General features: G+C 61.6%; 20 protein-coding genes. 7 read left to right on the forward strand and 13 right to left on the reverse strand.

Annotated features, from left to right (window positions below; translation table 11 throughout):
- Positions 1-205 precede the first annotated feature (205 nt).
- The 6 genes from aceE (at position 206) to GJB56_RS10560 (ending at position 8,685) form a co-directional block, all read left to right on the forward strand.
- The gene (gene aceE, locus GJB56_RS10535) at positions 206-3,061 is read left to right on the forward strand and encodes a pyruvate dehydrogenase (acetyl-transferring), homodimeric type (RefSeq protein WP_007735476.1); all 2,856 of its coding nucleotides are present in this window, start codon (positions 206-208) and stop codon (positions 3,059-3,061) included.
- Positions 3,062-3,160: 99 nt separating this feature from the next.
- Positions 3,161-4,489: a PucR family transcriptional regulator gene (locus GJB56_RS10540; RefSeq protein ID WP_019748966.1), complete on the forward strand. Its 1,329-nt coding sequence runs from the start codon at positions 3,161-3,163 to the stop codon at positions 4,487-4,489.
- A gap of 127 nt (positions 4,490-4,616) precedes the next feature.
- Positions 4,617-5,525, forward strand: a complete 909-nt coding sequence (locus tag GJB56_RS10545; protein ID WP_020908154.1) for an ACP S-malonyltransferase — start codon at positions 4,617-4,619, stop codon at positions 5,523-5,525.
- A gap of 84 nt (positions 5,526-5,609) precedes the next feature.
- Positions 5,610-5,885, forward strand: coding sequence for a meromycolate extension acyl carrier protein AcpM (gene acpM / locus GJB56_RS10550; protein WP_003941649.1), 276 nt, complete (start codon positions 5,610-5,612; stop codon positions 5,883-5,885).
- A gap of 7 nt (positions 5,886-5,892) precedes the next feature.
- Positions 5,893-7,143 carry a KasA/KasB family beta-ketoacyl-ACP synthase gene (locus GJB56_RS10555; RefSeq protein WP_003941591.1) on the forward strand — a complete coding sequence of 417 codons (1,251 nt, stop codon included), beginning with the start codon at positions 5,893-5,895 and terminating at the stop codon, positions 7,141-7,143.
- 108 nt (positions 7,144-7,251) lie between these two features.
- Complete coding sequence (locus GJB56_RS10560) at positions 7,252-8,685, forward strand: acyl-CoA carboxylase subunit beta (protein ID WP_003941597.1); 1,434 nt, start codon at positions 7,252-7,254, stop codon at positions 8,683-8,685.
- A gap of 125 nt (positions 8,686-8,810) precedes the next feature.
- On the opposite strand, the gene GJB56_RS10565 is transcribed toward GJB56_RS10560, so the two are convergent.
- From GJB56_RS10565 to GJB56_RS10625, 13 genes are all read right to left on the reverse strand, one after another.
- Positions 8,811-9,320, reverse strand: coding sequence for a DUF3145 domain-containing protein (locus tag GJB56_RS10565; protein WP_003941617.1), 510 nt, complete (start codon positions 9,318-9,320; stop codon positions 8,811-8,813).
- 128 nt (positions 9,321-9,448) lie between these two features.
- Positions 9,449-10,288, reverse strand: coding sequence for a serine hydrolase domain-containing protein (locus GJB56_RS10570; protein ID WP_113683702.1), 840 nt, complete (start codon positions 10,286-10,288; stop codon positions 9,449-9,451).
- 36 nt (positions 10,289-10,324) lie between these two features.
- The gene (locus tag GJB56_RS10575) at positions 10,325-11,452 is read right to left on the reverse strand and encodes an NDMA-dependent alcohol dehydrogenase (RefSeq protein WP_019748970.1); all 1,128 of its coding nucleotides are present in this window, start codon (positions 11,450-11,452) and stop codon (positions 10,325-10,327) included.
- 310 nt (positions 11,453-11,762) lie between these two features.
- Positions 11,763-13,064 (reverse strand): HNH endonuclease signature motif containing protein, encoded by a 1,302-nt coding sequence (locus GJB56_RS10580; RefSeq protein ID WP_113683703.1) that lies wholly within the window; start codon positions 13,062-13,064, stop codon positions 11,763-11,765.
- A gap of 64 nt (positions 13,065-13,128) precedes the next feature.
- On the reverse strand, positions 13,129-13,803 hold the full coding sequence (locus GJB56_RS10585; RefSeq protein ID WP_070797506.1) for a response regulator: 675 nt from the start codon (positions 13,801-13,803) through the stop codon (positions 13,129-13,131).
- Positions 13,800-15,002, reverse strand: a complete 1,203-nt coding sequence (locus GJB56_RS10590; RefSeq protein WP_019748973.1) for a sensor histidine kinase — start codon at positions 15,000-15,002, stop codon at positions 13,800-13,802. Before GJB56_RS10590 ends, GJB56_RS10585 begins: the two co-directional genes overlap by 4 nt.
- 18 nt (positions 15,003-15,020) lie before the next feature.
- Entirely contained in the window at positions 15,021-17,237 is a 2,217-nt protein-coding gene (locus GJB56_RS10595) for an MMPL family transporter (RefSeq protein ID WP_113683704.1), read from the reverse strand.
- A 95-nt stretch (positions 17,238-17,332) separates the two neighbouring features.
- Entirely contained in the window at positions 17,333-18,250 is a 918-nt protein-coding gene (locus GJB56_RS10600; RefSeq protein WP_019748975.1) for a carbohydrate kinase family protein, read from the reverse strand.
- 95 nt (positions 18,251-18,345) lie between these two features.
- Entirely contained in the window at positions 18,346-19,440 is a 1,095-nt protein-coding gene (locus GJB56_RS10605) for an ABC transporter ATP-binding protein (RefSeq protein WP_113683705.1), read from the reverse strand.
- A gap of 27 nt (positions 19,441-19,467) precedes the next feature.
- Positions 19,468-20,334 (reverse strand): carbohydrate ABC transporter permease, encoded by an 867-nt coding sequence (locus GJB56_RS10610; protein WP_020969937.1) that lies wholly within the window; start codon positions 20,332-20,334, stop codon positions 19,468-19,470.
- Positions 20,334-21,284 (reverse strand): carbohydrate ABC transporter permease, encoded by a 951-nt coding sequence (locus tag GJB56_RS10615; protein WP_019748978.1) that lies wholly within the window; start codon positions 21,282-21,284, stop codon positions 20,334-20,336. The genes GJB56_RS10610 and GJB56_RS10615 overlap by 1 nt, the downstream gene beginning before the upstream one ends.
- On the reverse strand, positions 21,281-22,633 hold the full coding sequence (locus GJB56_RS10620; protein ID WP_019748979.1) for an ABC transporter substrate-binding protein: 1,353 nt from the start codon (positions 22,631-22,633) through the stop codon (positions 21,281-21,283). Before GJB56_RS10620 ends, GJB56_RS10615 begins: the two co-directional genes overlap by 4 nt.
- 63 nt (positions 22,634-22,696) lie before the next feature.
- The gene (locus GJB56_RS10625; protein WP_021334180.1) at positions 22,697-23,695 is read right to left on the reverse strand and encodes a sugar-binding transcriptional regulator; all 999 of its coding nucleotides are present in this window, start codon (positions 23,693-23,695) and stop codon (positions 22,697-22,699) included.
- A gap of 139 nt (positions 23,696-23,834) precedes the next feature.
- Here GJB56_RS10625 and GJB56_RS10630 point away from each other — a divergent pair, with 139 nt between their 5' ends.
- Positions 23,835-24,845 carry an NAD(P)-dependent alcohol dehydrogenase gene (locus GJB56_RS10630; protein ID WP_070386583.1) on the forward strand — a complete coding sequence of 337 codons (1,011 nt, stop codon included), beginning with the start codon at positions 23,835-23,837 and terminating at the stop codon, positions 24,843-24,845.
- Positions 24,846-24,850: the final 5 nt, after the last annotated feature.

The raw sequence follows: 24,850 nt of genomic DNA on the forward strand, positions 1-24,850 counted from the left end.
ACTACGGGGAACCATCACACCCCTGCGTCACGCCGAAAAACGCTACCCGAGAGTAACCAGAGGCGAGGTGTGCCGGACCGACCGGGATGGTGAAAGATGAGGTACGCGCCATATTCACGATGGAAGTGCGTCGGACCTAACAAGGCCTCGATCACCTATGTAAGGACGCCCCACCACGCGTCCCCAAACCAATGAGGAGCACACGTTGTCTGACCTGATCCAGGGTCCCGCGTCCGGGCAGAACGCCGATTCCGGCGCCGCCGGCGAGTCGGGTTCGCCCGCGTCGAACACGCCGGGGGGAACCGACGGTCGCGTTCGCGTCATTCGCGAAGGTGTTGCGTCGTACCTGCCGGACATCGATCCGGACGAGACCACCGAATGGCTCGAATCATTCGACGGACTTCTGGATCGATCCGGACCCACGCGTGCCCGCTACCTCATGCTCCGCATGCTCGAACGCGCCGGTGAGAAGCACGTCGCACTCCCCGCGCTCACCTCGACCGACTACGTCAACACGATTCCGACCGAAAACGAGCCGTGGTTCCCCGGCGACGAAGAGGTCGAGCGCCGCTATCGCGCCTGGATCCGTTGGAACGCCGCGATCATGGTCCACCGCGCGCAGCGACCGGGCGTCGGCGTCGGCGGTCACATCTCCACCTACGCATCCTCGGCAGCCTTGTACGAGGTCGGCTTCAACCACTTCTTCCGCGGCAAGGACCACCCGGGCGGTGGCGACCACATCTTCATCCAGGGTCACGCCTCCCCCGGCATCTACGCACGCGCCTTCCTCGAGGGCCGCATCCCCGCGGAACAGCTCGACGGATTCCGCCAGGAGAAGTCCCACGCCGACTTCGGCGGCGCACTGCCGTCCTACCCGCACCCCCGGCTGCTTCCCGACTTCTGGGAGTTCCCGACGGTCTCGATGGGCCTCGGCCCGATGAACGCCATCTACCAGGCCCGGTTCAACCACTACCTCAACGACCGCGGCATCAAGGACACCACCGATCAGCACGTGTGGGCGTTCCTCGGCGACGGCGAAATGGACGAGCCCGAATCACGCGGCCTCGCTCACGTCGCGGCAACCGAAGGCCTCGACAACCTCACGTTCGTCGTGAACTGCAACCTCCAACGCCTCGACGGCCCGGTCCGCGGCAACGGAAAGATCATCCAGGAACTGGAATCGTTCTTCCGCGGTGCCGGCTGGAACGTCATCAAGGTCGTCTGGGGTCGCGAGTGGGATGCGCTGCTGCACGCCGATCGCGACGGCGCACTGGTCAACCTGATGAACGTGACGCCGGACGGTGACTACCAGACGTACAAGGCCAACGACGGCGCGTTCGTACGCGATCACTTCTTCGGACGTGACCCCCGCACCAAGGAACTGGTCAAGGACCTCACAGACCAGGAAATCTGGAACCTCAAGCGCGGTGGCCACGACTACCGCAAGGTCCACGCCGCCTACGCAGCGGCCATGGCACACAAGGGCCAGCCGACGGTCATCCTGGCGCACACCATCAAGGGCTACACCCTCGGTAAGCACTTCGAGGGCCGCAACGCCACACACCAGATGAAGAAGCTGACGCTGGACGATCTCAAGGCGTTCCGGGACATGCAGCACATCCCGATCTCGGATGCCGAGCTCGAGAAGGATCCGTACCTGCCTCCGTACTACCACCCGGGCGCGGACGCTCCCGAGATCAAGTACATGCTCGACCGTCGTAAAGCACTCGGAGGGTTCCTGCCTTCACGCAACACAGATGCGGCGCCGCTCAAGCTCCCCGAGGACAAGACGTACGACGTCATCCGCAAGGGCTCGGGCAAGCAGGAAGTCGCCACCACCATGGCGATCGTGCGCATCCTCAAGGAACTGTTGCGCGACAAAGAGATCGGCAAGCGGATCGTGCCGATCATTCCGGACGAGGCCCGCACGTTCGGTATGGACTCGTGGTTCCCGTCGCTGAAGATCTACAACCGCAACGGACAGCTCTACACCTCCGTCGACGCCGAACTCATGCTCGCCTACAAGGAGAGCCCGATCGGCCAGATCCTGCACGAGGGCATCAACGAGGCCGGTTCGACGGCATCGTTCACCGCAGTCGGCACGTCCTACGCCACCCACGGTGAACCGATGATTCCGCTGTACATCTTCTACTCGATGTTCGGTTTCCAGCGCACCGGCGACGGCCTGTGGGCGGCCGCCGACCAGATGGCTCGCGGATTCGTTCTCGGCGCGACCGCCGGTCGTACCACTCTGACCGGTGAAGGTCTCCAGCACGCCGACGGACACTCGCTGCTCCTGGCATCGACCAACCCGGCCGCTGTCACGTACGACGCCGCGTTCTCGTACGAGTTGGCGCACATCGTCAAGGACGGCTTGCGCCGCATGTACGGCGGCACCGAGGGCGTCGACGGTTTCGGTGGCGAGAACATCTTCTACTACCTGACCATCTACAACGAGCCGTACGTTCAGCCGGCCGAGCCCGAAGGTCTCGACGTCGAGGGCTTGCTCAAGGGCATCTACCTCTACAAGACGTCCGAAGCAGCCGGCCCGAAGGCACAGATCCTCGTCTCCGGTGTCGCGATGCCCGAGGGTCTGCGTGCGCAGAAGCTGCTCGCCGACGAATGGGGCGTCTCTGCCGACGTCTGGTCGGTCACGTCCTGGGGTGAGCTGCGCCGCGAAGGCGTCGAATGCGAACGTCAAGCGCTGCTCAATCCGTCCGAGGATGCTCCGGTTCCTTTCGTCACCACGGCGTTGTCCTCGGCCCAAGGCCCTGTCGTCGCGGCTTCGGACTGGATGCGGGCGGTCTCGGATCAGATCCGTCAGTGGGTTCCCGGCGACTACACCACGCTCGGCACGGACGGATTCGGGTTCTCCGACACACGCACTGCAGCGCGTCGCTACTTCAACGTCGATGCCGAGTCCATCGTCGTTGCCGTGCTGATCGGTTTGGCGAAGGAAGGATCGATCGAGCGGTCGAAGGCCGTCGAAGCAGCGAGCCGATACCGCATCGACGACGTGAATGCTGCTCCCGAGCAGACCGGGGACACCGGTAGCGCCTAAGTCGTAGGGCAACAGTCCCAGCGATCGAAAACAGACCTACGCCCATCGCCGCGGGTGTCATCTCGACATCCGCTGCGGCGATGGGCGTAGGTTTTTCTCATGCCCGAACCTGATCCCGAGAAACCCGAAGAGGGCGTACGCCGCACTCGACCACAGTCGTCCGGGTTGCAGGCTGTACTCGCCCGCCGTCGTCAGGTTCGCGATCCACTTCCAGAAGCCTTGCTCCGCCGCGTCAAACAGTTCTCCGGTCGGCTCTCCACCGAGGCCGTGACCGTGATGGAGGAGCAGCTTCCGTTCTTCGACAGTCTCGACGCGTCGCAACGTGCCGACGTTCAACTCTTGGTGCAGACGTCGGTGGTGAACTTCCTGGAATGGCTGCGGCAACTCGACTCGGAGATCAGCTTCGGATACGAGTCGTTTCCGGTCATCCCTCAGGATCTTGCTCGACAGCTCACGCTGCGCCAGACCGTCGACATGGTCCGGGTGGCGATGGAGTTCTTCGAGAAATGGCTTCCCGCTCTCGCCCGCAACGATCAGCAGCTGATCGCGCTGACAGAAGCCGTCCTGCGCTACGGGCGTGAACTCGGTTTCGCAGCAGCGACGGTGTACGCAAGCGCCGCCGAGTCGCGAGGCGCCCTGGACACGCGGCTGGAAGCGCTCGTCGTCGACGCCGTCGTGCAGGGAGACACCGGATCGGACATGCTCTCCCGCGCAGCCACGTTGAACTGGGACGCCACGGCTCCGGCCACCGTCATCGTCGGGTCTCCTCCGCCGGACGAGCGGGTCTCGGTTGCCGGCACCGTCCACGCCACTGCCGCCGCGCACGGGCGCGCTGTTCTCGCCGTGGTGCAGGGTCCGCGACTGGTGATGATCGTCAGCGGCGAGCTGAGCAGTAAGACGGAAGGCAGCCAATTCCTTCAAGACCTGCTCATGAGTTTCGCCGACGAGCCGGTGGTGATCGGCCCGACAACGCCCTCGTTGAGCGCAGCACACTTCAGTGCGTCCGAAGCTCTCGCGGGAATCAAGGCCGTCGCCGGGTGGCGCGGCGCACCTCGTCCCGTTTTCGCGACTGAACTGCTCCCGGAACGGGCACTACTGGGAGACGACGCTGCCGTAAAGGCTCTTCGCGATTTCCTGGTCGCACCTTTAGCGGAATCCGGCACAGTCTTGACCGATACTTTAGACAGTTATCTCGACTGTGGAGGTGCGGTTGAGACTTGTGCACGTCTTCTGTTTGTTCATCCAAATACCGTTCGGTACCGCTTGAAGCGAATCGCGGAAGTTACCGGCCGGGATCCTACGAATCCACGCGACGCATACGTACTACGGATCGCCGCTACCGTGGGCCGATTGACACAAATCGATCTCAAATCGAACAATTCGGTTACTTCAGTCACATCTTTAACATCCGGACAAACAAACCTGTAACCCCCGAGCGTCCAATTTCGATGGCCGAGCGCGACGTGGGATTTTGTGGGAACCCTACAAAACACTTCGCCAGAGTTCATCGCGACCGACATCTCGCAGGTCACTCGCGGCGGTGTTCTCTTAGTAAGTGATTTCGTTGCTCGCCCCGGGACAGGGCTCTCAGACACCCGGCATGCTCAGCCCATGGCTGGCACTGCCCGGAGCGCAAGACCGCCTCGAAGTGTGGTCGAAGGCAGCCGGCCTTGACCTCGTCCGACTCGGCACGACCGCGACTGCAGAAGAAATCACCGACACCTCGGTAACCCAGCCCCTCGTCGTTGCCGCTGCTCTGCTGGCGTACGAGGAAATCGAATCACGCGGGCTCCTCGGCGCCGACGTCATCGCTGCCGGCCATTCAGTGGGTGAACTTGCCGCTGCTGCGGTCGCCGGTGTTATTTCCGCTGACGACGCGGTCGCACTTGCCGCCCTCCGCGGCGCCGAGATGGCCAAGGCTTGCGCGCTCGAGCCCACCGGCATGTCAGCCGTTCTCGGTGGCGACGAAGCCGAAGTGCTCGCACGACTCGAAGAACTCGGGTTGGAAGCGGCCAACCGCAATGCGGCCGGCCAGATCGTGGCTGCCGGACTGCTCACCGCGCTCGAAGAACTCGCAGCAAACGCACCCGAAAAGGCCCGAGTCCGCGCACTGCCCGTCGCCGGCGCTTTCCACACCCGCTTCATGGCACCTGCACAGGACGCCGTCGCAGCTGCTGCCGCCAAGATCACCCCGTCCGATCCGACGCGCACGCTGCTTTCCAACTCGGATGGCGCACCCGTCTCCTCGGGCGCCGACGCCCTCACCAAACTTGCCGCGCAGGTAACCCGCCCCGTTCGTTGGGACCTCTGCTCCGCGTCGTTGCGGACAGCAGAAGTCAGCGCGATCGTGGAACTCCCGCCGGCCGGAACCCTCGTCGGAATTGCCAAGCGCGAAATGCGTGGCACGCCGACGGTGGCCCTCAAGAACCCGGAGGATATCTCCGCACTGTCCGAGCTGACCTAGCTCGGACGCCCACCCGGCCGATCAGCCCGAACGGCGGCCGGACGTTTCACCCCACCTCAATCGATCAAGAAGGGAGCCACACCAGTGGCCCACACTCAGGAAGAAATCATCGCGGAACTCGGCCAGATCGTGGAGGAGGTCACCGGTATCGAGCCTTCCGAGGTCACCGTTGACAAGTCCTTCGTGGACGACCTCGATATCGACTCCCTGTCCATGGTCGAGATCGCTGTTCAGACCGAAGACAAGTACGGCGTGAAGGTCCCCGACGAGGATCTCGCAGGCCTGCGCACCGTCGGCGACATCGTCGCGTACATCCAGAAGCTCGAAGCCGAAGGCGCCGAAGCCAAGAACGCAGAGTGAGCCGACCGTGACTTCCGCTTCTACCCGCAAAGGGAAATTCCCCGACATCGTCGTCACGAGCCTCGCGACGTCGACCTCGGTGGCTGGTGATGTGGATGGCACGTGGAAGGCGCTACTCGCCGGCGAAAGCGGCATCGGAATCCTCGATGACCCGTTCATCGACGAGTTCGACCTTCCCATTCGCATCGGCGGGCACCTGAAGGTTTCACCAGACGAGGGCTTGTCCCGCGTCGAAATTCGACGGATGAGCTGGGTGGAACGCCTTGCCCTCACGTTGAGTCGCACGGTCTGGAGCAACGCCGGCAGCCCCGAAGTCGATCAGGACCGCCTCGCGGTTGTCATCGGCACCGGACTCGGCGGCGGCGACACGCTCATCGACGCCGTCGACAAACTCCGTGGCGGCGGATACCGCAAGGTGTCCCCGTTCTCGGTGCAGATGGTCATGCCCAACGGACCTGCCGCAACGGTCGGGCTCGAACTCGGGGCCCGAGGTGGCGTCATCACCCCGGTCTCGGCATGTTCGTCGGGTTCCGAGGCAATTGCTCACGCTCACCGCATGCTTGTCATGGGTGACGCGGACATGGTTGTGGCTGGTGGAGTCGAGAGCTTCATCGACGCGGTTCCGATCGCGAGCTTCGCCATGATGCGTGCAATGAGCACCAACAACGACAATCCGGCCGCAGCTTCACGTCCTTTCGACAAGGACCGTGACGGATTTGTCTTCGGCGAAGCCGGCGCACTGATGATCCTCGAAACCGAGGAACACGCAAAGGCACGCGGGGCCACCATTCATGCCCGCCTGCTCGGTTCCGGAATCACTTCGGACGGGTACCACATCGTGGCACCGCATCCGGAAGGCCTGGGCGCGGCGCGAGCCATGACCCGAGCAATCGAGATGGCCGGACTGACGAAGTCCGACATCAAGCACATCAACGCCCACGCCACTGCTACGCCGATCGGTGACATCGCAGAGGCAAAGGCAATCAACGCAGCGGTCGGCAATCACGCTGCGGTGTACGGCCCGAAATCCGCGCTGGGACACTCGATCGGCGCTGTCGGCGCCCTCGAATCAGTCCTCACGGTTCTGGCGGTGCGTGACGGGATCATCCCGCCCACGCTCAATGTTGACAGCCAGGATCCAGAAATCGATCTCGATGTCGTCAAGGGTGAACCCCGAACTGGCTCTTTCGATTTCGCACTGAACAACTCGTTCGGTTTCGGTGGGCACAATGTCGCGCTCGCCTTCGGTCGGGCCTAGCCCGAACCGCGGTTTGCACCTGTCCGCGGGTGTCGTTGCAACACAACGTCACCCGCGGACAACACCGACCTTTCGTTCCACCCAAGGCTCGTACTGAAGGAGGACGCGATGACCATCCTGGCCCCCGTGACAAAGTCCGAATCATCGACAGACCCGCGCGATCCTCTTGCGCGCCTGGAAAATCTGTTCGACCCCGGCACAACAGTGCCCCTCCACGCCCGTGACAAGTCCGGCGTGCTCGCTGCATCCGGAAACATCGACGGCGTCCGCACCATCGCATACTGCTCCGATGCCACCGTCATGGGCGGCGCAATGGGCGTCGACGGTTGCAAACACCTCGTCAAAGCCATCGATACCGCCATCGAGGAAGAGTCCCCCATCGTGGGTCTCTGGCACTCCGGTGGCGCGCGTCTGGCTGAAGGCGTCGAAGCACTCCACGCAGTCGGACTGGTCTTCGAGGCCATGGTCCGTGCGTCGGGTCTCATACCTCAAATTTCCGTCGTGCTCGGCTTTGCCGCTGGTGGAGCCGCGTACGGTCCAGCCCTCACCGATGTCGTGATCATGGCGCCGGAAGGCCGAGTGTTCGTCACCGGCCCAGACGTAGTTCGCAGTGTCACCGGTGAACAGGTCGACATGGTGTCACTCGGCGGTCCGGACACACACACCAAGAAGTCGGGTGTCGCGCACATCGCCGCACACGACGAGGCCGACGCATTGCACCGCGCACGACGCCTGGTCTCGATGATGTGCGAGCAGGGCGAATTCGATCAGCGGGCAGCGGAACTCGGCGACAGCGATCTGCGCGCCATGATGCCTGCGTCCGCAAAACGTGCATACGACGTTCGTCCCATCGTTCACGAAATGCTCGACAACGTCGAAGGCGAGTCGAGCTTCGAAGAACTGCAAGGCAATTACGCGCGGAGCATCGTCACCGGTTTCGGCCGGATGGCCGGACGCACGGTTGGCGTCATCGCGAACAACCCACTGCGACTCGGGGGGTGCCTGAACTCCGAAAGTGCAGAGAAGGCCGCTCGATTCGTGCGACTGTGCAACGCATTCGGCGTGCCGCTCGTAGTCGTCGTCGATGTTCCCGGGTATCTGCCTGGCGTGTCGATGGAGTGGGAAGGCGTGGTTCGGCGCGGCGCGAAGTTACTTCACGCCTTCGCCGAGGCGACTGTCCCCCGCGTCACCGTCGTCACTCGAAAGATCTACGGCGGCGCATACATCGCAATGAACTCGCGAGCACTGGGAGCCACGGCCGTTTTCGCTTGGCCCAACTCCGAAGTGGCCGTGATGGGCGCGAAGGCTGCTGTCGGCATCCTGCACAAGCGGGCTCTCGCTGCGGCACCGGACGACGAGCGTGAAGCATTGCACGACCGTCTCGCTGCCGAACACGAGGCGATCGCAGGCGGCGTCGACCGCGCTGTCGAAATCGGCGTCGTCGACGAGGAAATCGACCCGGCGAAGACTCGCAGCATCGTCACCGCTGCGCTCGCGTCTGCACCATCTGTCCGTGCGCGCCACAAGAACATTCCGCTCTGACAACCCTGGACAGCAAGGTGGGCCTCGCCGATACGGCGGGGCCCACCTTTGTCATTCAAGTCTTTGTCTGCACGTCTGTGTCATTCCAGCTAAAGGGTCGCCCCGAGTTTCAGGATGGACCCGAATCAGCTGACACGCCTTCGCAGCCATGTCACTTCGGCGCCTTCGCCTGAACTCCGGAAGGGTTCGAGTTCCTCGTCCCACGGTGCGCCTATCGCCCGATCGATCTCCGCGGCGATGTCTCCACCGGAATTCATGATGGACCGCAGTTTCATCTCCCCAACGACGACATCACCGTTCGCACTGGTGGATCCGCGCCACAAGCCCAGACCGGGCACATGGCTGTACCGTTCGCCGTCGACGCCATGGCTCGGGTCCTCCGTGACCTCGAACCGCAACATCGGCCACGCCCGTAGCGAATCGACCAGGCGGGCACAGGTTCCGACGGGACCTGTCCAGTCCGTCGTCGCACGCAGAAGTCCGTCGTAGGCAGGCTGTGAGGTCCATCTGAGCTTGGCAGGGCTGTCCAACGTGGCGGACAAAGCCCAATCCACGTGCGGGCACAGCGCCGCGGGCGACGAGTGGATGTAAACCACACCAGTCGTCACGTCCGCGAATTGATTCATTTCGCGCACTCGAGCCTCCTGCTTCGACGAGGGACGTCTTCCCCAACGACCTCTGTCGAGTTCGTGCAGCACGCTCGATTGAACAGTGTGCCTTGTGTTACCCGTGTTGCGCCAGTGGAAGGAGAGAAATTTGTGCTCTATCGCGAAACTTCACCGATCACGCCATCTGACAATTCAGTCCACAAAGGCTTGGCCCAATCACCGAAGTCGCGATCGGTAAGCACGACGCACGCAGTATCGATCGTGGGATCGACCCACAGGAACGTCCCGGACTGGCCGAAATGACCGAAGGTTGCGGCCGAGTTCTCGAGACCTGTCCAATGCGGACGCTTGTCGCCGCGAATTTCGAATCCGAGTCCCCAGTCGTTGGGGCGCTGAGAGCCGTAACCCGGAAGAATTCCGTTGAGCCCCGGGAACTGCACGGTTGTCGCCTCTGCGAACGTCTGCGTCGAGATCAGGGTCGGCGAGAGCAGTTCAGCCGCGAACTTGGCCAAGTCGTCTGCCGATGCCTGTGCACCGTGACCGGCAGGACCGACAAGAGCCGCGCTGGCCATCCCCAACGGCGCGAACACCGCCTCAACAAGATAGTCGGCAAATTCGATCTCGGTCTCCCGGGAAACCAACTCGGCAAGCACCTCGAATCCCGCACTCGAGTAGATCCGCTTCGACGCCACCGGCGCCTGAACAACACGTTCGGCGAATGCCAACCCGGAAGCATGTGCGAGGAGATGACGAACGGTCGACCCCTCAGGCCCGGCCGGCCCATCCAACTCGACCGCCCCTTCCTCCACCGCCACCAGAATCGCGTAGGCGCACAACAGTTTTGTCACCGAAGCCAGGGGGAAAACATGCGACTGGTCGCCGCTGAAACCACGAATGCGGTCGCCCTCACCCGGATTATTCCCGGAGAGGACGACCGCTGCCGCATTGTCGACCGGCCACTGCTGGATTACGTCGAGACTGTGAGTACTGGGCACCCGATCAGACTACTGGCACAAGAGTTGCGCTTTCGATCACCAGTCAGCTTCGGTGTAGCGGATGACGCCGCGGATGTTCTTGCCATCCAACATGTCCTGGTACCCGTCGTTCACGCCTTCGAGCGTGTAGGTCCGAGTGACCATGTCGTCAAGGTTCAGCTTGCCTGCCTTGTACATCGCGAGGAGGTTAGGCACGTCCTGGCGAGCGTTGCCACCGCCGAAAATATTGCCCTGAAGGTCCTTCTGAAGCATCGACATCAGGAACAGGTTCAGCTTCACATCCATGTCCGTCAGGTGCCCCATTGCAGTGACAACACAACGACCAGCCTTTGCCGTCAGAATCATGGCTTCTTCGACGTACTCACCCTTCATTTCGCCGACGGTGATGATCGTCTTCTGCGCCATGCGTCCGTACGTGGCGTCGATGATCGGCTGAATGGCAGCGGCAGCGCTTTCGAAAGCGTGCGTTGCGCCGAACTTCAGAGCCTGCTCACGCTTCCACGGCACGGGGTCGATGGCAAAGATGTACCGAGCGCCCGATGCAACCGCACCCTGGAGCGCACTGATACCGACGCCGCCGACGCCCATGATCACAACGTCTTCGCCGGGCTTCACATCGGCGATGTGGGTTGCCGATCCCCAACCGGTCGGGACGCCGCAACCGACGAGTGCGGCAACCTCGAACGGAATGTCCTTGTCGATCTTCACCACTGACGACTGGTTCACGACCATGTAGGGCGAGAACGTCCCTAGCAGGCACATCGGGATCACGTTTTCGCCGCGAGCCTGGATCCGGTACGTGCCGTCGCTGATGGCTTGGCCGCTGAGGAGACCCATCCCGAGGTCACAAAGATTCTGATGTCCGGCCGAACACGCCGGACAGGTTCCACAAGCCGGAATGAAGGACAGAACGACGTGGTCGCCGACCTCCAGCCCCTTGACCTCCGGGCCGAGCTTGGTGATGACGCCCGAACCCTCGTGCCCGCCCATGACCGGGAACGACGGCATCGGGGTCGCGCCGGTGACGATGTGGTGATCGGAGTGGCACATTCCGGCCGCTTCCATGCGAATTTGAACTTCGCCGGCTACCGGCTCGCCGATCTCGATCTCCTCGACGGACCACTTCTCATTGAGGCCCCACAGGATTGCACCCTTGGTCTTCACGTCACTTCACCCTTTCATTCGCACACCCGCATCTATCTCTGTGACCATAGCCACAAATCCGCGAAATTGGAACGTGTTCTAACGAAAGATTTTGCACTGCAGGTCAGACGTCCAAATGACCTGGCACAACCGGCTTGGCGACGACGAAAGAATGACCCACTGGGTGGGACAGGCCACACGGGCACCCGAAAGTAGAGCCGCCCCGAAGGCACGCACCCATTCGACTCCACCTCCCCCCAATCGGTCGGACACAGAGCAGCGGGTCTGAAACAGGCCTGGACATGTTCTGGTGCATGTGAGGTTTGACCCCTCAGGTTTTGAATGTGGTGTTCGCCGGCCGAGGGTGCTGCCCGGGGTCGATCGAGGGTGGTGGGATGAACCACGGTTTGTTGTCAACCCCGATGCGGATCACCCATTTCCCGACGAACCCGGCTTTTCGGTGCATCAATCGATGATGTGAACGGCACAGTAGGACAAGGTTGTTCATCACCGTCGGGCCGCCGTTGGCCCAGTGCCGGATATGGTGCGCATCCGTCCACGCGGGCACGCACGTGCAGCCGGGGAACGCGCAACCTTTGTCTCGGGCGATCAACGCCACTCGCTGCTCCGCGGACACTAATCGCTTTCCGGGTTTCGCATCGAGCGGCGCGCCGTGATCGTCGAGCAGCACGGTCGACAGGAAACAGTCACAGCCGAGAAGCCTGGTCTGCGACACCGACAGTGGCCCCAGCCAGGGCATGTGCCCGACATCAAGATCCGGCACAGCCACTCCACCACCATCAGTTGGTGTTGCGGCGCAGTCCCGATGCTCCGCGAGATCACGCGCGTTGATGTGCACGTTCACGTGCGGACGTTGGCCACCATCGACACCGGTCTTCTCGCAATCCAGATACCGCCGAATCAGTTCGGTGAACCCATCCGCCGTCCGCTTCGCCGCAGACCGAGAATCCGGGGTTCCATCCGCAGCGGGGGTGGGCATCGTCAGATTCGACAACGCCGACAACAACATTTCACCGGTGAGAGCATCGAAATCACCGCGCACCACCACCCGACCATTCAACGTCGACGCGATCCGCAACTCGTTCCGATCCACATCCTCGGCGGGCGGAATCTCATCCGATTCGAACACTCGCTCCAAAGTCGCGATCACATTCCGCACCTTCGTCGTTGTCGCCTCCACCCCCGAGGCAGCAGCCAACAACAAATCGATACAGCGAGGGAGCGCCTCCTCCGGCATGCCCTTCGGCGGTGATTCGCAGAACGCCACGATCAACACCGCGTGCTCGAACGAGCAGTCCCCGACATCGAACCGAGCCGCCACCGCCGGAAATGGCCGAAGCGCCGCACCCAACGCGGCGATCTTCTTCCCATCCCGAACCTGCAGCATCGTGTTCGCCGCCAACCAGCAACCCACCCCACGGCTGGCAATCACCTGATCATCCGGCCGCAACGACAACTCGTCCACCACCGCCACCCGAACAGCCTCGAGACGAAGAATCTCCGCACTCGCCCCGATAGCAGCAGCACGCAACTCAGAAGCAGACAACCGCCACAGACGTCCACGCAACCCCACCGCAGAACCAGACACCACATCCGACAACAAGACACTCATTGAATCCCCCGATCCCCACCCCCAACAATACTCGAACATCAGTTCGAGTCAAGAGTTTCTCGAGTCAATCCACCGAGCGTCCCGGAATCACCACACCGCATTGATAGGCGAGAACCACCAGTTGCGCGCGGTCGCGGACATCCAGTTTTGTCATCGCCCGATTCACATGGGTTTTTGCCGTGACCGCGCTGATCACCAATTCCGCGGCGATTTCGTCGTTGGACATCCCGAGGGCAACGAGGGTTACTACTTCGAGTTCGCGTGGTGTCAATTGACCGAAAATCCCAGAAGTCGAGTCGGCCCGCGTAGGAGTGGAAAGGAATCGAGAAATCAACGCGCTGGTCGCAATCGGCGACAACAAAGAGTTCCCACCTGCGACCGTCCGAACAGCATCGAGTAGATCCTCAGCTCTGATTCCTTTGCCGATGAAGCCGCTCGCTCCCGCCCGGACCGCCTGTGCCACATGTTCATCCACTTCGAAGGTCGTCAGGATCAGTACGTGTACGTCGGTCAAATCCGGATGATCGGCGATCATGGCGGTCGCTTCGACTCCGCTGGTGCCCGGCATGCGAATGTCCATCAGAACAACGTCGGGTCGGTGCTCGAGCGCCGCCTGGAATGCCTGCTCTCCGTCTGCCGCCTCGGCGACCACCTCCATGTCGTCTTCCGAACCGATCAGCAGCGCAAGCGTTTGACGGAAGAGCGCCTGATCGTCTGCCACTACCACCCGAATACTCACGACTCCTCACGCTCCGAACCGCTGGAGACCGAGACCAGCGGCAGTTGGGCGTCCACACGAAATCCCCCGTCCGCGCGGAATCCTGCTGAGACCTCGCCTCCCATTGCCTGTGCCCTCTCCTTCATTCCCAGCAGTCCGTACCCGGGCGGTGACGTCGAAGGCACTGCCGTTCCGGAGTTTTCGACCGACAGCACCAGAACCTCGGCTTCGTACGACAACGACACGGTGACGGCCCCTGGCAACGCATGCTTGCTCGCATTCACGAGTGCTTCCTGGATAATTCGGTACGCCGTGAGGTCTACTGCTGGCCCGAGAGGGCGCAGCGAACCCACTGCGCGCACTTCGATTTCCATTCCCGCACTGACGAATTGATCCACCAGCGCCGGTAGATCCGAAAGCCCCGGAGCCGGTTTCATCGAGCGATCACCGTCCTGAGCGTCACGGAGAACTCCGACCGTGGCCCGAATTTCATCGAGTGCCGCCTTGGACGTTTCCTCCACTCCGCGTAGTGCAGTCGTCGCCTTCTCGGGGTCTTTTCCGATCAAGTGCGACGCGACCCCGACTTGCAGGTTGACCAAGGCAATGTGGTGCGCGACAACGTCGTGCAGGTCTCGCGCAATCCGCATCCTTTCTTCGACGACGCGGTGTCGGGCCTCGTCCTCGCGCATTCTTTCCGCTTGCACCGCGCGCGCCTCGACGGACTCCAGATAGGCTCGGCGAGAACGGACCTCGGCGCCGGCGAAACTTGCCATCAGCAACCAGGCCAACAACCCCAGTGCCTCCTGCAGGAGATTGTTCCCCACTCCCAGGAAGATTGTGACGAGCATCAGCGAGCTGACTGTGCTCGCCGCTGCGAAGAAGGTCCTCCGGCGGTCACTCGTGCTGGCAACGTAGTAGAGGCACACCATCGCCGCGGAACCTGTGCCGGCATTCGGCGGCGCTGACAGTGCAATCATCAATACGCCGAGAAGTACTGCCACCGCCAGCGCCGAGAACGGGTAGCGCCTCCGGAATACGATGGTTGCCGCTGCGATCGCTGTTACAAGGACTCCCACAACTGTTACTTCGCGGGTGTCATTGCCATCGAGCGCGATGCGGTGCGCCGTCCACGTGGCAAGGAGCACGAGGATCGTCAGTGCCAGGTCGATGGTGCGCGGGTGTTCCGCACACCATCGACCCCACGTCGATGTCGAAGTCATCGATCTACCGTATCCGGGTCATACCGACAACTTGTCGCTCGTGGGTTCACTGGATTCCTTCGAATCTGCGAGCAGCGCAGTCAACTGCTCCCCCTCGACATCGACGTTCGGGACCAACCGGTCCAGCCATGAGGGGAACCACCATGCCTTCGAGCCCAACAGGGACATGACGGCCGGTACGACGGTCATACGAATCACGAAGGCGTCGAACAGAACCGCGAACGAGAGTCCGAGTCCGATCTGCATGATGAAGGCGTCGCCGCCGAAGATGAAGCCCGCGAAAACGGCGATCATGATCAGCGCCGCGGCCGTGACGACTCGCGCGCCCTGGTCGAAGCCCTTCACGACTGCTTCGTCCGGTCCGTCACTGTGGACGAACGCTTCACGCATTCTGGTCACGAGGAACACCTGGTAGTCCATCGCCAACCCGAAGACGATGCCGATCATGAAGATGGGCAACATCGCCACAATTGATCCGGTTTGGCCTTCGATTCCGAGAATGCCGGCGAACCAACCCCACTGGAAGATCGCGACCAGCACACCGAACGTCGCACCGATCGAGAGCAGAAATCCGAGAGTTGCCTTGAGCGGTACCAAGATCGAGCGGAACACCAGCATCAAAAGAATGAAGGCGAGGCCGACGACCAATGCGAGGTAGGGAACGAGGGCATCAGCCAGGCGATCCGAGACGTCGATCGTCAACGCTGTCTGACCGGTGACCGACATCGTGGCCCCGGTCTCGTCGGTCAGTGATCCGGCGACCTCACGTATATCTGCGACGAGCGCCTTTGTTGCCTCGGTTTCCGGGCCACTCGAGGGAACCACCGTGATGACTGCTGTATCGCCGGCCTGATTGAGTGCTGGCGGCGTCACTGCCGCTACGTCGGGCAGAGCACCGAGCTTTTCCTGGGCGCCGCTCAATGCCGCTGCCGGATCGGTGGCGTCGGCAACGTCGACGACCACCATGAGCGGACCGCTGAACCCGGCACCGAACCCCTCGGATAGTCGGTCGGTAGCCCTGGCGGCAGTTGTGTCGGGCACTGGTGGGCTCGCCAAACTCAGGTTGATTCCGAAGGTGGGGATCGCCAGCAATCCCAACCCGAGGACTGACGCGAGCAAAACCGGAACTCGACGCCGGATCACGAACTTGGCCCATCGCGAGCCCGCCCCCTCCGACTGTTTCCGGTGTGTCAGTTCACCGCCGGACGCCAGCAGTCGACGATCAGACCGACTCAGGACGCGCGACCCTGCAAATCCGAGTGTGGCGGGCAGCAGCGTCAGTGAAATCACCACTGCAACAGCAACTGCGAATGCTGCAGCCAGACCCATGCTTGTCAGGAACGGGATGTTCACGACGAACAGTCCGGCCAGTGCGATAAGGACGGTCAACCCCGCGAACACTACGGCCGAACCCGCAGTCCCCGCTGCGCGGCCCGCAGCAATTTCCGGATCATGTCCGTCACGTAGTTCGGAGCGGTAGCGCGAGACGATGAACAGCGAATAGTCGATCGCCACGGCGAGCCCCAGCATCATTGCCAGGACGGTTGTGCTCGAACCCAATTCGATGAAACCAGTTGCGATGGTGATCGTGCAGATCGCGATGCCGATGCCGATCAACGCGCTGATCAAAGGAAGCCCCGCCGCAACCAAGGAACCGAAGGTGACGGTCAGCACCACCGCGGCGATCGCGACTCCGATCACCTCTCCCATCGATTCGGCGCTGCTTTCCATCAGCACGTTGCCGGCAACATCGACTGCCAGCCCTGAATCCGAGGCGTCGTGGACAGCGGACTCGAGCAGTTCTTTCGAACTGTCCGGCAAGTCCATCGAGTCGGCTGTATAGGAGACCTGCATGTATCCGATCGTCCCAGTCGGCGACACTCCGCCGGATGCATACGGATCCGATACCGCTGCAACCTCGGGGTCCTTCCCGAGCGCAGAGACCAATTCACTGACGGATTGTCGAATGGCCGGATCGGCGAGCGTCGTGCCCGCCGGAGATTCGAAGACTATGCGAGCACTGGCTCCGCCGGTGGACGATTCCGGGAACCGTTCAGCCAGAAGGTCCTGTGCCGCTTGCGATTCTGTGCCCGGGATCGACAATGTATTGACGGTCGGACCGGACAGCGTTGCTGCGCCTACTCCGCCCGCCACCAGCAGGACGACCCAGAAGCCCACCATTGCCCAGCGACGACGAAACGCGAGTCGCGAGAGTTTGTACAGGAATATCGACATGCGTATCACTGTGCCGATACACGACCCCGTCGCACATCGTGCACAGGTAGGCAGTTCGACGTACTGCGCTCGCAGTAGGGCGGTGGTCCCCAGTGCTAGACGGGCAGGCCCAACTCCCTTGACCACGGCGGATCCGCCCCTGGTCGTGACACGGTGACGGCTGCCGCGCGTGCGGCAAAGGTCAACGCGGCCGACCAATCTGCCTCGGAGAACCCGCGCACAACGGCGACGTCGAGTGCGTCGTGACGATCAAGGTAGGCCAGCAGGGCTCCGTGAACGGTATCGCCCGCACCGATCGTGTCCGCGACGTCGACTGCGGGCGCGGGCACCGAAACATCGAGTTCCTTGGTGATCAACCGCAACCCGTCACCGCCACGGGTGAGCAGTACGGCGCCGACGCCTTCGTCGAGCCACTCGGCGCCGTCGACCGAACCCAACCACTTGGCGTCGTCGTCGCTCACTTTGAGAATATCGATGGCGGGCAACCACGAACGAAATCGTCGTCGATATGCTTCCGGGTCCGAGATCACCGCCGGACGAATATTGGGGTCCACCATGGTGAGTCGACCGCGGGCGTGTGCTTCGTGCAGCATGGCTTCGTAGGCAGAGGCCCCCGGCTCGAGCACCAGCGACAGCGTTCCAAACGAGAATGCCCGGGCAGAGGGAAGTTTCGGCAGCGCGAACTGTCGATCCGCCGTTCCCTCGAGGTAGAAGGAATACCGCGCACCTCCGTCCGCGGCAAGGTTCACGACGGCCAGAGTTGTCGGCTCGGGCCCACGTTCGACTCCGGTCGTGTCGACATTCGACGCGGCCAGCGAGTCGATCATCCGATCTCCGAACGCGTCGGTGGACAAGCGAGAGACGAATCCCACGTCGGATCCGAGTCGACCCACCGCGATCGCAACATTGAACGGTCCACCGCCCAACTTGGGTGAGAAGTTCTCCCCCACCGGAACCAGATCAACCAGTCCCTCACCACACACCACGACGGATCGTTCGCGTGTATCACTCATCGGTAGACCCTAACCTTCTCACCAGTCGAAGATGGATGTGACCTGCTCGGCACGAACGAGTTCGGGTGCCGAGCAGGTCACGATTGTGGTGGGATTCAGCTACCCACGCGCTCACCCGTAGTCGGGTCGAAGAGGTGAACAGGACCGTCCACCCGCTCGAAGCCCAGCGTCTGGCCGTACTGCAGCTTCGATCGCCCGCCGGTGCGTGCAACGAGCGAGATCGGGTCGGCTTCGGTACCAGGCACGTGTGCGTAGATGTACGACTCGTTGCCCAGTTCCTCTACCAGGTCGATCTGAGCTGCGATTCCGTCTCCGGCAGCAACCACCTGGAATTGCTCGGGCCGAATTCCCACTGTGACCGAAGCCAGACCGGCCGCGGCGATTGCCGCCATCTGCTCGCGGTCCAGCGGAACCTCGACGTCGCCGAAACGCACCCCACCCGAACTGACCGGCGCCGTTACCAAGTTCATACCGGGAGATCCGATGAAGCCTGCAACAAACGCATTGGCCGGCCGATCGTAAAGTTCGGTCGGAGAAGCGAATTGTTGCAACTTGCCGCCCTTGAGCACTGCCACGCGATCACCCATCGTCATCGCTTCCACCTGATCGTGCGTGACGTAGACGGTGGTGGTTCCGAGACGACGCTGCAACGCCGCGATCTGCGTGCGGGTCTGGACGCGTAGCTTTGCGTCGAGGTTGGAGAGCGGCTCGTCCATGCAGAACACTTGCGGTTCACGAACGATTGCTCGGCCCATGGCAACTCGCTGCCGTTGGCCGCCGGAAAGCTTGGCCGGCTTGCGGTCGAGGTATTCCGTAAGGTCAAGCAGTTTGGCCGCTTCGGCAACTTTCTTCTTGCGCTCCTCGACGGGCACACCGCGCATCTTCAACGCGAACCCCATGTTTTCGCCGACGGTTTTATTGGGGTACAGCGCGTAATTCTGGAAGACCATTGCGATGTCGCGATCCTTCGACGGGACATCGGTCATGTCCTTGCCGTTGATGGTGATCGCACCGGAATCGATGTCCTCGAGCCCTGCCAACATGCGCAGGGCCGTGGACTTTCCGGAACCTGACGGACCGACGAGCACGATGAACTCCCCGTCCTTGATGTCAAGATCGAGTGAATCTACAGCGAGGGTCTCGGCACCTTCGTAGATGCAAGACGCTTTCTGGTACGAGATTTCAGCCATGACGAACTCCTGAGAGGGTGAGGAGAATTATTTGATTGCACCGAAGGACAGGCCGCGCACCAGTTTGTTCTGGGCGAACCAACCGGCCAGGATGACGGGCAATGCCGCCATGGTCGCTGCCGCGGAGAGCCGAGCCCAGTACAGGCCCTCGCCGGTGATGAACCCGACCAGGAAGACCGGAATCGTCTGCGCTTGAACAGCTGTCAGGTTGACTGCGAAGAAGAATTCGTTCCACGAGAAGATCACGCAGATCAGCGCAGTCGCAGCAATTCCGGGCGAGATCAGCGGGAGGATCACCTCTCGAACCGAGGTCCACAAACTCGCGCCGTCCATGCTGGCGGCTTCGAGAAGCTCGCCGGGGACTTCGAGAAAGAACGAACGCATCATCCACACTGCGATCGGCAGATTCATCGATGTGTACAAGATGACCAGCGCCCAGATGTTGTCGAGCAATCCGATGTCGTTGACGATCACGTACAGCGGCACGATTGCGGCGACGACTGGGAGCATCTTGGTACTGATGAAGAAGAACAGCACATCCTGCGTCTTCTTCACCGGGCGAAGAGACAATGCAAACGCAGCCGGAACACCCAGTAGCAGAACAAGAATGGTGGACATTCCTGTGGCAAATGCCGAGTTCGCCAGCGTGGTACCTAGACCGGAATCGAGAACGGCACGAAACTGCTCGAGTGTCGGGGTGAAGAACAACTTCGGCGGATCCGTGTAGGCGTCTGCCTCGGTCTTGAACGCGGTCAGGACCATCCAGAAGACCGGGAAGAAGAACCCGAGAGCGGCGATCCACGCCACGACCGACCACGGACTGAACTTACTGCTCTTCTTTTTCTTGACGACGGGTTTGTCGGTCGTCGCGCTTGTCGTCTCTACGGCAGTCATCACGCCGCCTCCTCGTTGCCGGTGAAGCTCTTGAAGATCAATCGGAGCGCAAGTGTCGAGACGATGATGGTCGCGATCACTGTCACGACACCCATCGCCGCAGCTTGACCTACGTCGAAGCCGAGGAATGCGCGCTGGTAGATGTAGAACGGCAGGTTCGAGCTGGCCACGCCTGGCCCGCCCGACGTCATCATGTACACCGCGTCAAAGGTGTTCACGAGGTAGATCGCACCCAGAACTGCACCGAGTTCGATGAAGCGGCGCAGGTGCGGCAGTGTCAGTTCGCGGAACATCGCAAACGGCTTGGCTCCGTCCACCCGTGCGGCTTCGAGGATGTCTCGGGGCATGGACTGCAAGCCGGCCAGAATGAGCAGCATCATGAAAGGCGTCCACTGCCAGATCAGATTGATCATGACGGCGGCGAGCGGAAACTTGCTGACCCAGTCGACCTGGCCGACACCGAACGGCTGGAGGACAAAGTTCACGATACCGAATACCGGGTCGAACATTGTTGTCTTCCAGAGCAATGCGCCAGCGACGGGGGTGATGAGAAATGGCGTGATCAGCAGTGTCCGCACGATCCCGCGACCGAGGAAGGCTCTGTCGAGTAGGAGTGCCAACGCGAGTCCGAGGATCACCGAAACGATGACCGTACCCACGATCATGATGACCGTGTTGACCGCGACTTCCCGAAACTGACTGTCCTTGAAAACCTCGATGTAGTTGTCGAACCCGTTGAAGTGCCGCGATCCCGGCCGGACAAGGTTCCACGACTGCGTCGAGTAGTAGAGGGTGAACAGAAACGGAATCTGGGTGACGACGATCGAGAAGATCAACGCCGGCAACAGGGGACCTCTACGACGCCAACCCTCGGCGCGGGAGATCTTCTTTTCGACACGGACCGGTGGCGCGTCGTCCACCGTAGTTCTGGGCTCGGCAACCGTAGTCATCGGTTCTCCTGATAGGTCTTGCCGACCACCTCGGCATACTGCTGGGATTGTTCGAGCGCTTCTTTCACGCTCTTCTGACCCGCGATGGCAGCACTGATCTGCTGGCTGACGCGAGTGCCCAGGTCCTGAAACTCAGGGATTGTGAGGAACTGGACGCCGGTGTACGGAACCGGTTGCACTGTCGGGTTTTTCGGATCTGCATTGTTGATCGATTCGAGGGTGATCGGCCCGAATGCCTGTGCGGCCTCTTGATACTCCGGAATCTCGTAGGTCGAAAGGCGACTTCCCGGAGGAACTCTCGACCAGCCGAGTTCGGTTCCGACCTTCTGGATGTAGTCCTTGTTCGTCATCCAGGAAATGAACTTCCAGGCGTCATCTTTGTTCTTTGCCGACTCCGGGATTCCGAGCGCCCAGGTGTAGAGCCAACCAGGATCGGACTTCTCGACCTTCGGGGCCTTCGCATATCCGATGTTGCCGACTACCTTCGACGACGCAGGGTCCTCGAGAACTGACACAGCCGACGTCGCGTCGTACCACATCGCCGTGTTGCCTTGCGCGAATTGTGTTGCACATTCACCGAATCCGCTTGTGGCAGGACCCGGCTGACCGTGCTCCTTGACCGTGTCCACGTAGAACTGAACCGCATCCTCGACCTGCGGACTGGTCAACTGCGCATTCCAATTCTCGTCGTACCAGCGTCCACCGAAGGTGTTGATCACGGTGTTCAGCGGTGCGAGTACCTCACCCCAGCCAGGCTTTCCGCGCAAGCAGATTCCCGCCATCTTGGCATCCGGGTTGTCGAACTGCGCTGCCCAACCTGCAACTTCTTGCCACGTCGGGTCTTCGGGAACTGTTATCCCAGCCTGATCGAACAGATCCTTGCGGTACATCAGGAACGACGACTCCCCGTAGAACGGGACCGCGTACATACTGTCCTCGTACGACAGAGAAGTCTTGATCGACGGTATGAAGTCGTCCTCGTCATAACCGGGCGTCTTGTCTGCATACTCGGACAGGTTCGTGAGCCAACCGTTGGCGGCCCACTGAGGTGTCTCGTAGTTGCTGATCATCACGACGTCGAACTCACCGCCGCCGGTTGCCGTCGACGCTGTGATCTTGGCGCGCGCCTGGTTCTCGGAAAGGCTGACGAATTTGAGGTCGATGCCAGGGTTCTCGGCTTCGAAAGCCGGCGCCAGTTTGATGGCGTCCTGCATCTGCGAGTTCGACACCATCGCGATGGTGACTGTTCGTTCGCCGGAACCACCGAGCGCGCCAGCGCCCGCACATCCCGACACCAGGAGGCAGAGCGCCGCCGCGGCAGCGCCCCACACTCGTCTTCCTGTTTTCACGGATTACCTTCCTTCACACTTGCGTGTCAGTCGCGCGCTCGGACAGCGAAACTCGTGAGATCGCTAGCCTTCGAGCAGCCACTGGGCGCACTCGACGTCGGTGACGAGTACGTTTGCCAAACCTCCGCGCAATGCGCCCAGAACGGCCTGGCGTTTGTGTGTTCCCCCCGAAATCAGAATCGTCTGATCGCAGGATTTCACTGCGTCGAGCGATACGGAGACCGTTCGTTCAGGCAGTGGCCCCTCCACTGGATTGCCGTCGATCGTGTAGAAACGGCCGCCGATTTCACCGACAGCGCCTCGACTTTCCAACTCGTCCAGCATGGTCGAGTCGACGAAGCTACCGGCAAACAAGGTCGTGGCAGTCGAGACGGCACCGACTCCGAAAACCATGATGTCGGAATCAGTTCCGGCTTGCAGCGCCTTCGAGATGACCGAGTCGTTTCGCATCGACTCCACAGTCGCCGGGTCGGCATATAGCGGAGCATTGAGGCGAATAGGATTGGCCTGCAACTGTTGTGCACATCGGCCGATGGTGAAGTCGACACCGGTTTGGTAGTCGGTCACCGTCATGGAGCCGTCAAGTTGTACCACAGCCGAGCACTTCGCCGCCTTGTCTGGCAAAGATCCTGCTACCGCAACGGTTTCCGGACCCCAGGTAAACCCGAGAACGCTCGACGGCTGCAGACGACGAACCAGAACTTCCGCTGCTCGCCGGCCGAGCGCGTCGAAGTCCGGATCGTCCGAGTCCGAATTTGCTTCGGGCACAATCAAAACTTCGGCCAACCCGAAGTGCTTCTCCAGTTTCGATTCCAACTCCGTGTTCACCGAACCTTCGAGCTCCGGCGGCACCATAATCTCGACCCTGACCAAACCTTGCGTCCGCGCCCTGGCCAACAGCCGCCCGGCCGTAGGCCGCGAGACGCCCAACTTCGCTGCAATCTCCGCCTGAGTAGCGCCTTCGAGGTGATACATGGTCGCTGCCCGCAAGGCGAGCCGCACATCCTCGGAAGCCGGCAACTTCGACGACTTGAGTCCTGCGGGCTGAGCCGACTGGTTCACACGGTCTCCTTGTGTATCAGGTTCAAAGTTTCTTGATCGTGAGCAGATGCTCACTAGATGTTCTTATGCTCATTAAGCTAACATCTACGTTGTGACCCACACAACAGTTTCCGGAGAATCCGTCGATCTACCTGCGACAATTCGGGCAAATGTCCTCGTTGAGACCGGAAAGATGCAGATGGTCGAGAGACCACGACCGTCCCCGAAGACGGGTGAAGTCCTCGTTCGCATCCATGCAGTGGGCGTGTGCGGGTCGGACGCGCACTACTTTCACGAAGGTCGCATCGGCCCTTACGTAGTCAACTCACCGCTCGTTCTCGGACACGAAGCATCTGGACGCATCGCCGCAGTCGGTGACGGCGTCGACCCAAGACGCATCGGGCAGCGCGTCTCCATCGAGCCTCAGAAGCCCGATCCGACAAGTCCCGAATCCAAGGCAGGCAGATACAACCTCTGCCCTCATATGGAGTTCTTCGCGACGCCGCCGATCGACGGTGCACTGACCGACTACGTCACGATCGGTGCCGACTTCGCCCATCCCATCGCAGATTCCGTGTCCTACGAGGCAGCTGCGCTGTTCGAGCCACTCTCCGTAGGGATCGCCTCAGCCCAGAAAGCGGGAATCACTGCCGGCTCTCGTGTGTTGATCGCCGGCGCCGGCCCGGTAGGAATCGTGACGACGCAGGTGGCCAAGGCATTCGGCGCGACGGAAGTCATCGTCTCGGACATCGATGCGGCCCGGCGTGATGTGGCACTGAAATTCGGCGCAACAACCGTCGTTGATCCTCGTGAAAGCGACGTACGCTCGCTGGCCGTCGATGCGTTCATCGACGCGTCGGGTGCCACGGCCGCAGTGATCGACGGGATTTACGCAGTTCGGCCCGCTGGAACCGTCGTTCTGGTCGGAATGGGTGCCGACGAGATACCGTTGCCGGTCCCGATCATTCAGAATCGCGAACTGATGCTGACCGGAGTGTTCCGGTACGCCAACACGTGGCCGATCGCCGCCGCACTGGTCGCTGCCGGGCGCGTCGACCTGGATTCGATGGTCACAGCACGCTTTTCACTCGAACGATCGCAAGAGGCCCTGGTGGCCGATCGCATTCCCGGCAGCATCAAAGCCGTAGTCATCGTCGCCGAAGGAGACTAGAACTT

The organism is Rhodococcus sp. AQ5-07 (assembly GCF_009707305.1).
Lineage (GTDB): Bacteria > Actinomycetota > Actinomycetes > Mycobacteriales > Mycobacteriaceae > Rhodococcus_F > Rhodococcus_F erythropolis.